Genomic DNA, 14,089 nt, shown 5'->3' with positions numbered 1-14,089 from the left:
TTATCCTCGTTAAGTTTCATTTGTTTTGTAAAGAAGCCTAAAAAGCAGCATAACAAACTTTCGTTGAGACAATAAAAGGTTGATTATTTTATGTTCAGTTTCGCGGCCATGCCTATAATTGGAATCGATTACCATTTTTAATGGCAATCTTATTTGCTGATATATATGCATTAATTCTACCTAACACACTGCCGGCAACGGCGCATAAGCCCCTTCCAGCAAGCTTAAGGTTCATTAACCGTAGCTTACGGGGAGGTTATGTCTATCTGTCTGATTGATAACGATCAGATAATGAGTGGAATCGAACCAATGCAATCTACTAAAAAGGCAATTGAAATTACTGAATCCAACTTCGCAGCCGCCAAAACCGGCTACGATGCTGTAGCCGACCTGCTGCATTATCATGAGCGTGGCAACGGGATTCAGATTAATGGCAAGGATTCATTTTCTAACGAGCAAGCTGGGCTGTTTATTACCCGTGAGAACCAAACCTGGAACGGTTACAAGGTATTTGGCCAACCGGTTAAATTAACCTTCTCCTTCCCGGACTATAAGTTCTCTGCCACCAACGTCGCCGGCGACACCGGGCTGAGCAAGTTCAGCGCGGAACAGCAGCAGCAGGCTAAGCTGTCGCTGCAGTCCTGGGCTGACGTCGCCAATATCACCTTCACCGAAGTGGCGGCCGGTCAAAAGGCCAACATCACCTTCGGCAACTACAGCCAGGATCGCCCCGGCCACTATGATTACGGCACTCAGGCCTATGCCTTCCTGCCGAACACCATTTGGCAGGGCCAGGATCTGGGCGGCCAGACCTGGTACAACGTCAACCAGTCCAACGTGAAGCATCCGGCGACCGAAGACTACGGCCGCCAGACGTTCACCCATGAGATTGGCCATGCGCTGGGCCTGAGCCATCCGGGCGATTACAACGCCGGTGAAGGCAACCCGACCTACCGCGACGTCACTTACGCGGAAGATACCCGTCAGTTCAGCCTGATGAGCTACTGGAGCGAAACCAACACCGGTGGGGACAACGGCGGTCATTACGCCGCTGCTCCTCTGCTGGATGACATTGCCGCCATTCAACATCTGTATGGCGCCAACCTGTCGACCCGCACCGGCGACACCGTGTACGGCTTTAACTCCAACACCGGTCGTGACTTCCTCAGCACCACCAGCAACTCGCAGAAAGTGATCTTTGCGGTCTGGGATGCGGGCGGCAACGATACCTTCGATTTCTCCGGTTATACCGCTAACCAGCGCATCAACCTGAACGAGAAGTCGTTCTCCGACGTGGGCGGCCTGAAGGGCAACGTCTCGATCGCCGCCGGGGTGACCATCGAGAACGCCATTGGCGGTTCCGGCAATGACGTGATCGTCGGCAACGCGGCCAACAACGTCCTGAAAGGCGGCGCGGGCAATGACGTGCTGTTCGGCGGCGGTGGGGCGGATGAGCTGTGGGGCGGTTCCGGCCAGGATACCTTCGTGTTCTCTGCCGCCAGCGATTCTGCACCGGGTGCTTCGGACTGGATCCGCGACTTCCAGAAAGGGATCGACAAAATTGACCTGTCGTTCTTCAACAAAGAGGCGCAGAGCAGTGATTTCATCCACTTCGTCGATCACTTCAGCGGCGCGGCCGGTGAAGCGCTGCTCAGCTACAACGCTTCCAACAACGTGACCGATTTGTCGGTGAACATCGGGGGTCATCAGGCGCCGGACTTCCTGGTGAAAATCGTCGGTCAGGTAGACGTCGCCACCGACTTTATCGTGTAACACAGCAACGACACGCCCGGCGCAGTCTCGGCCGGGCGTGATGCGGGAGCCCGGTATGAAAGGTACTTTAACGCGCACCGCTCTGGCGGCGGGCGGCATGATGGTGACGAGTGCGGTCATGGCCGGCAGCCTGGCGCTGCCGACCGCGCAGTCGCTGGCGGGGCAATGGCAGGTGGCCGACAGCGAACGGCAATGCCAAATCGAGTTTTTGGCGAATGAGCAAAGTGAAACCAACGGCTATCAGCTGGTGGATCGGCAACGTTGTCTGCAAAGCGTGTTTGCGGCCGAGGTGGTGGGCTGGCGCCCGGCGCCGGACGGCATCGCCCTGCTGCGGGCGGATGGCAGCACGCTGGCGTTCTTCTCGCGCGACGGCGATCTGTATCGCAATCAGCTGGGCGCCGATGATGCCTTAACGTTGAAAGCGTTGGCTTGATGTGGGAACGGGTTCGGCGTGCCGAACCCGCGGCAGGTCGTTACAGGTAGAGTGAGCGCACGATCAGGAAGTGGCCGGAGAAGTAACAGAAAGCGACGATGGCGTCCGCTGCGCGGAAGGTGAAACGGTAGCGGTTGATCAGCCAAACCACGTTGGCCAGCAGCAATAGCGAGGTGCCGGTCAGCAGCGAGAAGCCGAAATCGGTGCTGCGCAGGAAATATTGTTCGCCCGCCAACCAGACCATCAGCAGCGTCATCGCCACATAGGTGACGATCGGCCAGCGCATCTCTTCCAGCCGGGTCCAAAGGGTGGCCAGCAGCAACGCGCCTATCGCCAGCAGCGCCAGCGGCAGCGGCCAGAACAGACTGAACGTCATCTGGCTGGCGAAGCTCAGGGTATACAGCAGGTGGGAGAGGAAAAAGGCGCCGATGGCGTACAGCACCCGCTCGCGCGGCAACAGGAGCAGCGCGTCGCCGATCAGCGTCGCCAGCAGGCCGAGTACGATCAGATAACCTGCCGCGCTGAGCACCGGCGCCTGCCAGGCCAACAGCAACAGCAGCAGCAGCGTGACGGGTTTGAACACCCAGCGTTGCCAGCGCGGCCCACGGTATGAGGCGTCGACGAACAGCCAACCGGAAAAGAATACGGCAAGGAACGGCCAACTCATTATGTCTTCCTTATGTATGAGGGAGCCGCAACAACCGGCTCCAAACTGTCACCCATGTCACTTCTTATTTCAGTGTAGGTAGCCTGCCGACGATCGACAATGCTTTCTTGAGAATGCTATGTTTACGCCGATTTGGCCGCGAAGGAAATGGGAAACCGATGAGTAAGCCACCGTTGTTTTTTGTCGCCGTGATTGCGCTGATCGCCGTGCTGGCCACGCAACGCTATTTCAAACAGCGCCAGCAGGAGGCGGAAAACGACCGCGCACCGATGCGCAGTCTGCAGGTGACGGTGAGCGACAAGCGCAGCTTCCCGGTCGCCAAGACCCGTGCGCCGCAGCGCGAACCGCTGGTCAATGAGCCGATGTATTACGAGGTGGTGTTCCGCCCGGTACAGGGCGGTGAAGACATCACGCTTCGGCTGAAACAGTGGCAATACAACCCGATCGAACAAGGCGCGCAGGGCACGTTGAACATGCAGGGCACGCGCTTTGTCTCTTTCACCGTTCAGCCGTAGCGGTCACTTTTTCTTGATGGGCGGCTGTTTCTTCTGCCAGGCCAACAGCTCGAACACGCCAAAGATAAAGATCTTGGCTTCTTGCCAGTAGCTGATCGGCTGATCCTTCGGCTGGGTGGATTTCAGCAGCACCAGCTGCAGGCCGTGCATCACCACCATAAAGAACAGCGCCACGTCGATGAAATACTTTAGCGGCTTGGGAAACGGATGGAACAGGTTAGAGAGCAGGAAGCCCCACACGCACAGCATCAGCAGGCGGCCCAGATTAATCAGCATGGTCGGTTTTCTCTTGCGAACGAATATAAAGGCGATAGGCCACCTGGCCGGCGACTTTTTCCCGGTGCAGCTGCCAGCTGGCAGGCACGTCCGCCGCGGCGCTTTCCGCCTCGGCTTCTACATAGATCCAGGCCTCGTCGGCCAGCCAGCCTCGCTGCTCCAGCAACAAGGCGGTCTCCGCCAGCAGGCCTTTGCGAAACGGCGGATCGAGAAACACCACGTCAAACGGTTGGCCCTCGCCCGCCAGCCAGCTCAGCGCGTTGGTGTTGATAACCACCCCTTTGCCCTGCAGCAGCGCCAGATTTTTTTCCAGCTGCTGCGCCACCGGCCGTTCGAATTCCAGCAGCGTGGCGCTGCCGGCGTAGCGCGACAGCGCTTCCAGCCCTAATGCGCCGCTGCCGGCGAAACAGTCCAGACAGCGCGCGCCCTGAATCACCGGCGCCAGCCAGTTGAACAGGGTTTCGCGCACCCGATCGGTGGTGGGGCGCAGCCCCGGGCTGTTCGGCACCGGAAGCTTGCGACCGCGCCATTGGCCGCCGATGATGCGGATCTGTCCGGCTGCGGCCTGGGGCGGTTTTTTGGCCGCCGCCCGTGGCGAGAGTCTTGTCATAAGCGTTGTTTGATTTCTTTTGCGGCGCGGGGCCGCAGAGGTTAACGAAAAGTTGCCCCTATTCTACCGGTGACGGGCGTCGGGGGGAACGGTAAAACGTTGTTGTCTGATTTCACACCGGAAAGCATGCCGGATGCGTGTTGCTGCGCGAGGGAAAGTGATAGACTCGGCGGATTATTGTCAGCATATATCCTTCAGGTATGTAGGGTAAGCGAGCCTTCGGTACGGAGTAGAGTCATAACATGGCAAAAGATAAGAAACGTGGGTTTTTCTCCTGGCTGGGCTTTGGCCAGAAGGAAAAGGAAGAAGAGCAACAGCAACCTGAGCAGCCGGTAGAGCAGGCGGAGCCTCAGGCCGCGGAGACGCCGGCTGAACCGGCATCCGCCAAGCTGGATGACAAGCTCCCCGCCCAGGAATCTGAACCTGCCGCCTCCGTCGACACCCCGGGAGAGTGGGATAACGGTCAGGCCGGTGAACAAATCGCGGAGAACCTGCCGGCGGCGGCCGAACACCCAACGGCGCAAGCGTTGGCCGAAGAGATTGTCAGCGAGACCGAGCAGGTAGTGGCGCAGCAGCAGCCGATCGTCGAGCCAGAGCCGGTTGTCGAACCTGAGCCGGTCGTTGAGCCAGAGCCAGTTGTCGAACCTGAGCCGGTCGTCGAGCCTGAGCCTGTCGTCGAACCAGAACCCGAGCCGGAAGAAGAAGCGCCGCTTGAACCTGTGGTGCCGGCCGCTGCGCAAGAGCAGGAGCGCCCGACCAAAGAAGGCTTCTTCGCTCGCCTGAAGCGCAGCCTGCTGAAGACCAAGCAAAACCTTGGCTCCGGCTTTATGGGGCTGTTCCGTGGTAAAAAGATCGACGACGACCTGTTCGACGAGTTGGAAGAACAACTGCTGATCGCCGATGTCGGCGTGGATACCACGCGCAAGATCATCACCTCCCTGACCCAGCACGCCAGCCGCAAGCAGCTGAAAGACGCCGAAGCGCTGTACGGCAAGCTGAAGGAGGAAATGTCCGAAATTCTGGCCAAGGTCGATCAGCCGCTGGATGTCAGCGGGAAAACCCCGTATGTCATCCTGATGGTCGGCGTGAACGGCGTGGGTAAAACCACCACCATCGGTAAGCTGGCGCGTCAGTTCCAGGCGGAAGGCAAGTCGGTGATGCTGGCGGCGGGGGATACTTTCCGCGCCGCGGCGGTAGAGCAGCTGCAGGTGTGGGGCGAACGCAACCGCATCCCGGTGGTGGCGCAGCATACCGGCGCGGATTCCGCTTCGGTGATCTTCGATGCGGTGCAGGCTGCCAAAGCGCGCGGCATCGATGTCTTGATCGCCGATACCGCCGGCCGTCTGCAAAATAAATCGCACCTGATGGAAGAGCTGAAGAAGATCGTCCGCGTCATGAAAAAACTGGACGACCAGGCCCCCCATGAGGTTATGCTGACGCTCGATGCCAGCACCGGCCAGAATGCGGTCAGTCAGGCGAAATTATTTAATGAGGCCGTGGGCTTAACCGGCATCACGCTGACTAAACTGGACGGTACCGCCAAGGGCGGGGTGATCTTCGCCATCGCCGATCAGTTCGGTATCCCGATTCGCTATATCGGCGTCGGGGAAGGCATCGAAGATTTGCGGCCGTTTAAGGCTGACGATTTTATTGAGGCACTTTTTGCCCGAGAGGATTAATACGGATGATTCGCTTTGAACAGGTCAGTAAAGCTTATCTGGGCGGACGGCAAGCGCTGCAGGGGGTCGATTTCCATCTGCGCCCGGCGGAAATGGCGTTTCTGACCGGCCATTCCGGCGCGGGGAAAAGTACCCTGCTGAAACTGATTTGCGGTATCGAACGGCCCAGCGCCGGCCACATTTGGTTTGGCGGCCACGACATCAGCCGTTTGAAAAACCGCGAGGTGCCGTTCCTGCGTCGGCAGATCGGCATGATCTTCCAGGATCACCATCTGCTGCTGGATCGCACGGTGTATGACAACGTGGCGATGCCGCTGATCATCGCCGGCGCCAGTACCGAAGACATCCGTCGCCGCGTCTCCGCCGCGCTGGACAAGGTCGGTTTGCTGGATAAAGCGAAAAACTTCCCGATTCAGCTGTCCGGCGGTGAGCAGCAGCGCGTGGGCATCGCCCGTGCGGTGGTGAACAAGCCGGCGGTGCTGCTGGCGGATGAGCCGACCGGCAACCTGGACGACGCGCTGTCGGAAGGCATTCTGCGCCTGTTTGAAGAATTCAACCGCGTCGGCGTCACCGTATTAATGGCGACGCACGACACCGGGCTTATCGCCCGCCGTAATTACCGCATCCTGACGCTGAGCCAGGGCCGCATGCAAGGGGGCGCTCACCATGGCCAATAACGCAAAAACCGCCAAGAGCAAGGCGCTGCGCGGCGGCTGGCGCGAACAGTGGCGTTACGCCTGGATGAACGCCATCAAAGACATGCTGCGTCAGCCGTTGGCGACGCTGCTGACGGTGATGGTGATCGCCATCTCCCTGACGCTGCCTAGCGTGTGCTACATCGTGTGGAAAAACGTCAGCACCGCGGCCAGCCAGTGGTACCCGACGCCGCAGCTGACGGTCTACCTGGATAAGTCGCTCGATGACGACGCGGCGCTGAAAGTGCTCGATGCCATCAAGGCGGAAGCCGGCGTGGAGAAGGTGAACTACCTGTCGCGTGAAGAAGCGCGCGGCGAGTTCCGCAACTGGTCGGGCTTTGGCGGCGCGCTGGACATGCTGGAAGAGAACCCGCTGCCGGCGGTGGCGATCGTCACGCCGAAGATGAGCTTCCAGAGTTCGGACACCCTCAACACCCTGCGCGATCGCGTAGCGGCGGTGCAGGGCGTGGAAGAAGTGCGTATGGATGACAGCTGGTTTGCCCGCCTGGCGGCGCTCACCGGGCTGGCGGGCCAGATCGCGGCGATCATCGGCGTGCTGATGATCGTGGCGGTGTTCCTGGTGATCGGCAACAGCGTGCGTCTGAGCATCTTCAGCCGTCGCGACACCATCAACGTGATGAAGCTGATCGGTGCCACCGACGGTTTTATCCTGCGGCCGTTCCTCAACGGCGGGGCGATGCTGGGCTTTGCCGGCGCGCTGCTGTCGCTGGTGCTCTCCAGCGCGCTGGTGTGGCAGCTGGAGTCGGTAGTCGCCGGGGTCGCCAAGGTATTCGGCACCACCTTCACCCTGCACGGGCTGGGCTGGGATGAGGCGCTGCTGCTGCTGATCATCTCCGCCATGATCGGCTGGATCGCCGCCTGGCTGGCGACAGTGCAACATTTACGCCGATTTACACCACAGTAAGATTTTTTTGGTATACTCTTCTCCTGCTGCTTTTGATCGCGTTGCGGGAGAAGAGTGACCTCAAGCGAAGTCAGCACCACACCTCTCTTCTTAGCGCACAAATTCCCTATCGGCCTGCACCTTCGTCACGTATTGTCAGCAACAATGCTTGCAAAAAAGGGTGAACTTATAGGGCGGAGTACGGTCAAAAATTGCAGCAAATGTTAAGGTGCCCGGCGTGTGGAACCGCTTTTGCTTCAGCAACTGCCGTAGAATCAATCATTTCCCCGCTGTAATAATCACCTGCATGATTTTGTATTCTCATAGAGAGGGTTTGAATGACCAAAGAAATGCAAACTTTAGCCTTAGTACCCCAAGGTAGCTTGGAAGCCTATATCCGGGCAGCCAACGCCTATCCGATGCTGACGGCAGAGGAAGAGCGGGAGCTGGCTGAACGGCTGCATTATCAGGGCGATCTGGATGCCGCTAAGCAGCTCATCCTGTCTCACCTGCGCTTTGTCGCTCATATTGCCCGCAACTATTCAGGCTACGGTCTGCCGCAGGCGGACCTGATTCAGGAAGGCAATATCGGCCTGATGAAAGCCGTTCGCCGCTTCAACCCTGAAGTCGGCGTGCGTCTGGTTTCCTTTGCGGTGCATTGGATTAAGGCGGAAATCCACGAGTACGTATTGCGCAACTGGCGCATCGTGAAAGTGGCGACCACCAAAGCGCAGCGCAAGCTGTTCTTTAACCTGCGCAAAACCAAACAGCGTTTGGGCTGGTTCAACCAGGACGAAGTGGAGCTGGTGGCCCGCGAGCTGGGCGTCACCAGCAAAGACGTGCGCGAGATGGAATCTCGCATGGCGGCGCAGGACATGACCTTCGATCCGACTCCGGACGACGAGGCCCGCGATGGCCAGGCGATGGCGCCGGTGCTGTACCTGCAGGACAAGAGCTCCGACTTCGCCGAAGGCATCGAGGAAGATAACTGGGAAAGCAACGCCGCAGACAAACTGGCCTATGCGCTGGAAGGTCTGGACGAGCGCAGCCAGCATATCATCCGCGCCCGTTGGCTGGACGACGACAATAAGTCGACGCTGCAGGAGCTGGCCGATCAGTACGGCGTTTCCGCCGAGCGCGTGCGCCAGTTGGAAAAGAACGCCATGAAGAAATTGAAAATGGCGATCGAAGCCTGAGTCGATGCGATATTCGAAAAAAAAGCCCGGCAAGCCGGGCTTTTTCATGCCTGAAATTCGGCGTTATGGCGCAACAGTGGCGAAGTCCGGCGCCGGGCAGTCGTAGCCGAATTTTGCCGCCCACGGGTAGCGGGTGCCGGTGTTGATGTAGCGCTGATAAAGCGCCCGACCGGTCTTGGCGTCGCGCTTGATAACCCAGCTGGCGGCGTTACACAGCACGGCGGCGTAGGCCTGGCTTTTCGGCGGCAGCAGATCGGCCGCCTGCTGCGCCAACCCCACGGCCTGCCAGCGATAGTGCAGGAAACGGTTGTCCTGCGCCGGCAGCGCCGCCTTGGCGCGCGCCGCTTCTGCGCTGTCTATCCAGCTTTTGTGCTTCAGCTCGCGAGTATCGAACGCATCCCCCAGATAGGAATAGCCGGCGCCATAGATGGCGTAGTCCGGCGTCATCTCATAGCCGGTAAACTCCAGCCCCTGGGCGCGTAGCAGGTTGGCGGCGCGATAGTAAGCCTGTGCGCGCGTCAGCGGCGCGGCGGACTTGTCCTTGGCGGCCTTCAGCTCGTCGGCATACTGCTGCGCCGCCTGGCGGTAGTTGGGGATATCGAAGTAGGCCTGCGCCTCTGCGGCCCGCCCGGCGCGCATCAAGCGCCGCGCCAGCAGTTCGCGCAGCTGCACTTCCGGCGTGATCTGCTGGCCGCCGTAGTCGTCCGGGTTAACCGGCTTGAGCGGCGTCGTCGGCGCCGGGGCGTGCTTATCGACAAAGCCTTTCAACTCATCGACGGTCAACACCCGCTCCGCCACGTCGGCCACGTCGGCCCAGTAGATCGCCTTGCCGCGATACAGCAGGTCCATCGCCTGCAGATAGTCGCCGCGGTTGAGCGCCAGGATAGCCTGTTCGCCGGCCACCCGGCACTCGGGCACGATGGTTTCCGCGACGAAGTCGGCGTTGCGCTGTTCGCCCCAGCTTTCGTCGGCGGGGAATGCGCTTGCCGCCTTGGCATAGGCGGCGGTGGCAGCTTTCACGTCACCGTCACGCAGCGCCATTTTGGCGCGCAGCCACCACGCCAGGCCGCTGTCGCCGGCGTTTTTCAGCAGGCTGGCCGCCATCGGGTACTGCCCGGAACGGTAGGCCAATGCCGCCAGCCGATCGCTGCCGGCGAAGCCGCTTTTCACCGTGCCGTCCAGCAGCGTCAGGATCTGGCTGATGATCTGTGCGGAGCGGCCGTTGCCGTCGGTATCCGCCATCTGCAGGTTGCCGCTGCGGGCGAACAGTTCAATGGTCACCAGCTGTTGGATTAAGGGATCGCCGATAACCTGTTTCAGCGTTTCCAGATGGTCGGGATTGACCAGGAAACTGGAGACGTACTGCAGCGACTGCCCGCCGCTCGGATCGCCCTGCGCCGCCTGCTGTGCGTACAGGTGGGCGGCGGGAGCGACGTCACCCAGCCACAGGTGGATGCGCGCCTGCTGCCCGAGGCTGCTCAGCGCCAGCTGATCGGGGTCGGCGGCGCCGCTTTTCACCCGATCGATCACTTGCTGGAACGCCGCCAACGCCTGTTCAAGTTCGGCTTTAGGCGGATGCTCGGCGGCGGGCGCCGCTTCACCCGATTCATTCATCGGCGTGCCGTGGTCATTCATCAACACCCGCCCAAGCGAATACTGCGCCCGCAGTCCCCAGTCGCCCTGTTCGGCGGCCGGCAGCTTCAGCACCTGCTGGAAATACTCTGTGGCGCGCGGATCGTGGTTGGCGAAAGCGACGGCGCCCAGTTGATAAAGGCGCGCGGCGTTGGACAACCCCTGAGTATTGACGGCGTCAGCCTCTTCCACCGTTTTGGCGGCGCGCATTTTGCCGATTGCCACCGTTTCCGGCGACTGCGGCATCGGTTTCGGCGGCATCGGCGGCGGGGGGGCTTGCCAGTGCGGCAGCTGCTTATCCGCCGGCACCAGTCGGCCGGCTTCGAAGGCGAAATTGCCCTCCGGCATATACAGCAGGGTGCCGTTGCGGTCGATCAGCAGCCGGTTAGGAAAATCCGGACCGCAGGCATAGCCGTTCAGCGGCAGCGCCAGCGCGGCGCCGATCAGCATGGCCAGCGGAAGAAGGCGGCGGGTGTTCCGTGCCGCGCGCGAATCAAGGTGTGACAAGGGTGCCTCCTGGCGTCAGTTGTTGGCAGCGCAGCCAGCCCAGCGGCCGGGATTGCCCGGCGCGCAGCTGGTCGCCGCTGATGCGGATAAAGCGTTGCCGTTGCGGTGCGGATTCCAGCCGGTAGTTGCCGACCGCGTCCGCTGCCAGGCAGTCGTCGGCGCGGATGACCACCTCTTGCGGCAGCGGGGCGTCCACCGGCCCGTTGTTATGAATTATCAGATCATACAGCCCGTTTTGCTGTGGCTGAGGCCTAAATTTTACCTGCCAGTCGACGTTCAGTGGCCGCCGTTCGATCACCGCTCGCAGCGTGGCGAGCGACCAGGCGCGCCGATCGTCCGCCAGCGGCAAGCGAAACCAGATAATGCCGCGCAGCCGGGGCGGCGTTTGCTGCGCCAGCGTCTGCAGAAAATCGGCGATCTGCTGCGGCGCGACCGTCAGCTCGCGGCCGTTGCCCGCCACGCGCAGCGAGGATTCGCTCTCCACCTGCGCGCCCTGCGCATCAAACCCCAGCAGCGCCATGCCGTAGGCCGGCAGCGCGACGCGAAACGGCTTCGGTGTGACGGCGGCGTACTGCCGCACCCAGCGCAGCGCCAAGGGGCCGTCAAACAGCCCCTGCTGCGGCGAGAGCACGGCATGCACCTGCAGGACGGAACTGTCGGCCTGCTGCAGTACGCCGGGCAGAGCGGGTGAGCCGATCCAGGCCGGCAGAGCGGTGATGCCGAGTTGCAAAGCGGCGGGCAGCCGTTGGTGCAGCCGCTGTAGAAAGCGTTGGTAGTCAGGCAGGCGGGCGGTGGCGGCGTCATGATCGATCTCGACGCCGGTGACGGGCAGCCCGGCCGCCTGCCAGCGTTGGGTGAGCGCCAGCAGACGCTGGATAATGGCTTCTTGGTCCAGCTGCGGCAGCTGGCCGTCGAGGCGTGCTACCAGCCAGAGCGGGCGGCCGTCCTGCTTCAACAGGCTGAGATCGGCCGGGATCTCCCGCCAGCCCTCGCGCGGATGTACCTGCAGCGCCAGCACGCGCAGCCCACCGAACAGATCGCGGCTGTGCGCCAGCGCATCGGCGTGCTGCGGCGTCCAGACCCGCTGCCAGACATAAACCTGCTGATCCCAGCCTGAGGCCAGGCGCAGCGCCTGCTGGCGCCCGAGGAGCGCGGCCGCCAGCCCCAGCGCAATCAAGACCAGCGCCGCCAGCCGGCGTTTCATTTTTGCCAGAGATCGCCCTGCGGTGCGAAGCCGCAGGCGCGCATGAAGTTATCGACTTCCCCGCGTTCGCGCGGCGCCAGGCCGGCGGTCGACAGTTGCCAGTGGGCGACCTGCGGCAGCTGACGCTGCGCATCCTGCACCAGGTAAAGACCGACGCCACGGCGGCGCGTCACTTCGCGCACCAGCAGGTCCTGCAGTTCGGCGCGGTCGTCCTGCAGCGCGATTTTCACCGCCCCCAGCAGCCGCTCGTTGAAGCGGGCGGCGAACAGCGCCTTGCCGTTGCTCAGCCAGCTCTGCCACTGTTCCGGCTGCTGGTGCGGCCAAATTTTACCGAGGTCGATAAGGTCTTGCGGGGACAGCGCGGTCAGGCGCTCGATGGTCAGTTTCATGCAGAATTTCCGCGCAGCTAAATGATGCCGACAGTGTAATAGATCTTGTGCAGAGCGTTGTGTAAGTTTTTCTGTACGATTACTGTGCAATATGTTTTTTGCACGGGGCATTTTCCGAGTAAATAGTTAGTAAACGGATTGTTAACCAGCACAACGCGCTACGCCTCAAGGTAAAGAGCGCAGATTTAATTCGAATTTTATCCTGTTTACACCGCTTGTTTCTGCCGGATGAAGTTGATTTGCAGAAGAAAATTCCTGTTTAATGGTATGAAAAATAAAGTCTTATTAGAAAATAATGCCGATAAAACGCCTAAATCATTATTACTTATAACAAAAGCGGTCAATAACGATCGGGCGCAGGCAAACACAACAGGTACGTTCACAACGACAGATGGGGATTTGCGGATGAAATTAACAACAGGTAAGGCACTGCTGGCGGGTTGTATTGCGATGGCCATGAGCCAGGCGGCCATGGCGAAAGACATCAAGGTGGCGATCGTCGGGGCGATGTCCGGCCCGGTCGCGCAGTATGGCGACATGGAGTTTACCGGCGCGCGCCAGGCGATTGCCGACATCAACGCCAAGGGCGGTATCAAGGGCGACAAGCTGGTTGGCGTGGAATACGACGACGCCTGCGACCCGAAACAGGCGGTTGCGGTCGCCAACAAGGTGATCAACGACGGCATTCGCTACGTGATCGGCCACCTGTGCTCCTCGTCTACCCAGCCGGCGTCCGATATCTATGAAGACGAAGGCGTGATCATGATTACCCCGGCGGCCACCAACGCCGATCTGACCACCCGCGGCTACAAGATGATCCTGCGCACCACCGGCCTGGACTCGGATCAGGGCCCGACCGCCGCCAAATACATCCTCAGCGACATCAAGCCGAAGCGCATCGCCGTGGTGCACGACAAGCAGCAATACGGTGAAGGCCTGGCCCGCTCGGTGCGCGACAGCCTGAAAAAACAGGGCACCGAAGTGGCGATGTTCGAAGGCATCACCGCCGGCGACAAAGACTTCTCCACCCTGGTGGCGCGCCTGAAGAAAGAAAATATCGACTTCGTGTACTTCGGCGGTTACTACCCGGAAATGGGCCAGATCCTGCGTCAGGCCAAGCAGGCCGGGTTGACCACCCGCTTCATGGGGCCGGAGGGCGTGGGCAACTCCTCGCTGTCCAACATCGCCGGGGCCGCTTCGGAAGGCATGCTGGTGACGCTGCCGAAACGCTACGACCAGGTGCCTGCCAACCAGCCGATCGTCGATGCATTGAAAGCCAAGAAGCTGGATCCGACCGGCCCGTTCGTCTGGACCACCTATGCCGCGCTGCAGTCGCTGACCACCGGCATGGAGCGCAGCGGCAGCCAGGAGCCGGCGGATATCGTCAAGGATCTGAAAACCGGCAAGCCGGTGGAGACCGTGATGGGGCCGCTGACCTGGGATGACAAGGGCGATCTGAAAGGCTTCGAGTTCGGCGTGTTCGAATGGCATGCCAACGGCACGTCCACACCGATCAAATAAGCCATAATGATTAGGGTGGGGCGCAGCCCGCTGCGCCCGGCGGGTCGGCTTGCCGGCCCCGTCTCCCTTTACCCGCCGGTTCTCCGCC

At 60.8% G+C, this 14,089-nt stretch carries 14 protein-coding genes; 8 read left to right on the top strand and 6 right to left on the bottom strand.

Annotation, left to right across the window (positions count from 1 at the left end):
• Nucleotides 1–309: 309 nt before the first annotated feature.
• Both WCL58_RS19075 and WCL58_RS19070 read left to right on the top strand, forming a co-directional pair.
• On the top strand, nt 310–1,773 hold the full coding sequence (locus WCL58_RS19075; RefSeq protein WP_084826269.1) for a serralysin family metalloprotease: 1,464 nt from the start codon (nt 310–312) through the stop codon (nt 1,771–1,773).
• Between the two features lie 55 nt (nt 1,774–1,828).
• Complete coding sequence (locus tag WCL58_RS19070) at nt 1,829–2,206, top strand: AprI/Inh family metalloprotease inhibitor (protein ID WP_038874139.1); 378 nt, start codon at nt 1,829–1,831, stop codon at nt 2,204–2,206.
• Between the two features lie 40 nt (nt 2,207–2,246).
• On the opposite strand, the gene WCL58_RS19065 is transcribed toward WCL58_RS19070, so the two are convergent.
• Nucleotides 2,247–2,873, bottom strand: a complete 627-nt coding sequence (locus WCL58_RS19065; protein WP_049200035.1) for a lysoplasmalogenase — start codon at nt 2,871–2,873, stop codon at nt 2,247–2,249.
• Nucleotides 2,874–3,031: 158 nt separating this feature from the next.
• Here WCL58_RS19065 and WCL58_RS19060 point away from each other — a divergent pair, with 158 nt between their 5' ends.
• Nucleotides 3,032–3,388, top strand: a complete 357-nt coding sequence (locus WCL58_RS19060; protein ID WP_049200034.1) for a DUF2500 domain-containing protein — start codon at nt 3,032–3,034, stop codon at nt 3,386–3,388.
• A 3-nt stretch (nt 3,389–3,391) separates the two neighbouring features.
• Here WCL58_RS19060 and WCL58_RS19055 read toward each other — a convergent pair whose 3' ends face one another.
• Together WCL58_RS19055 and rsmD are read right to left on the bottom strand one after the other, a co-directional pair.
• The gene (locus WCL58_RS19055) at nt 3,392–3,664 is read right to left on the bottom strand and encodes a DUF1145 family protein (protein WP_004934327.1); all 273 of its coding nucleotides are present in this window, start codon (nt 3,662–3,664) and stop codon (nt 3,392–3,394) included.
• The gene (rsmD, locus tag WCL58_RS19050; RefSeq protein WP_033636678.1) at nt 3,654–4,274 is read right to left on the bottom strand and encodes a 16S rRNA (guanine(966)-N(2))-methyltransferase; all 621 of its coding nucleotides are present in this window, start codon (nt 4,272–4,274) and stop codon (nt 3,654–3,656) included. Before rsmD ends, WCL58_RS19055 begins: the two co-directional genes overlap by 11 nt.
• Before the next feature lie 242 nt (nt 4,275–4,516).
• On the opposite strand from rsmD, the gene ftsY reads away from it, so the two are divergent.
• From ftsY to rpoH, 4 genes are all read left to right on the top strand, one after another.
• Nucleotides 4,517–5,953 carry a signal recognition particle-docking protein FtsY gene (gene ftsY, locus WCL58_RS19045; protein ID WP_336851483.1) on the top strand — a complete coding sequence of 479 codons (1,437 nt, stop codon included), beginning with the start codon at nt 4,517–4,519 and terminating at the stop codon, nt 5,951–5,953.
• Nucleotides 5,954–5,958: 5 nt separating this feature from the next.
• Nucleotides 5,959–6,630 (top strand): cell division ATP-binding protein FtsE, encoded by a 672-nt coding sequence (gene ftsE, locus WCL58_RS19040; protein ID WP_004934337.1) that lies wholly within the window; start codon nt 5,959–5,961, stop codon nt 6,628–6,630.
• Nucleotides 6,620–7,573: a permease-like cell division protein FtsX gene (gene ftsX, locus WCL58_RS19035; RefSeq protein ID WP_197807219.1), complete on the top strand. Its 954-nt coding sequence runs from the start codon at nt 6,620–6,622 to the stop codon at nt 7,571–7,573. Before ftsE ends, ftsX begins: the two co-directional genes overlap by 11 nt.
• A gap of 317 nt (nt 7,574–7,890) precedes the next feature.
• Nucleotides 7,891–8,748 carry an RNA polymerase sigma factor RpoH gene (gene rpoH, locus WCL58_RS19030; protein WP_038874147.1) on the top strand — a complete coding sequence of 286 codons (858 nt, stop codon included), beginning with the start codon at nt 7,891–7,893 and terminating at the stop codon, nt 8,746–8,748.
• A gap of 63 nt (nt 8,749–8,811) precedes the next feature.
• Here the strand turns inward: rpoH and WCL58_RS19025 are convergent, their stop codons facing one another.
• From WCL58_RS19025 to panM, 3 genes are read right to left on the bottom strand one after another with little or no spacing between them, the layout of a single operon-like run.
• Entirely contained in the window at nt 8,812–10,830 is a 2,019-nt protein-coding gene (locus WCL58_RS19025) for a hypothetical protein (RefSeq protein ID WP_406948148.1), read from the bottom strand.
• Nucleotides 10,831–10,873: 43 nt separating this feature from the next.
• The gene (locus WCL58_RS19020) at nt 10,874–12,091 is read right to left on the bottom strand and encodes a DUF3142 domain-containing protein (protein ID WP_319857274.1); all 1,218 of its coding nucleotides are present in this window, start codon (nt 12,089–12,091) and stop codon (nt 10,874–10,876) included.
• Nucleotides 12,088–12,480, bottom strand: coding sequence for an aspartate 1-decarboxylase autocleavage activator PanM (gene panM, locus WCL58_RS19015; RefSeq protein ID WP_197796253.1), 393 nt, complete (start codon nt 12,478–12,480; stop codon nt 12,088–12,090). The genes WCL58_RS19020 and panM overlap by 4 nt, the downstream gene beginning before the upstream one ends.
• A 405-nt stretch (nt 12,481–12,885) precedes the next feature.
• Here panM and WCL58_RS19010 point away from each other — a divergent pair, with 405 nt between their 5' ends.
• Nucleotides 12,886–14,001: a branched-chain amino acid ABC transporter substrate-binding protein gene (locus WCL58_RS19010; RefSeq protein ID WP_025304902.1), complete on the top strand. Its 1,116-nt coding sequence runs from the start codon at nt 12,886–12,888 to the stop codon at nt 13,999–14,001.
• The last annotated feature ends 88 nt before the right edge of the window (nt 14,002–14,089 follow it).

The organism is Serratia sp. TMDUHS_CL, assembly GCF_037137105.1.
GTDB lineage: Bacteria > Pseudomonadota > Gammaproteobacteria > Enterobacterales > Enterobacteriaceae > Serratia > Serratia nevei.
The sequence above is the reverse complement of the archived record's forward strand: the minus strand, read 5'-3'. Positions and strand labels throughout refer to the sequence as shown.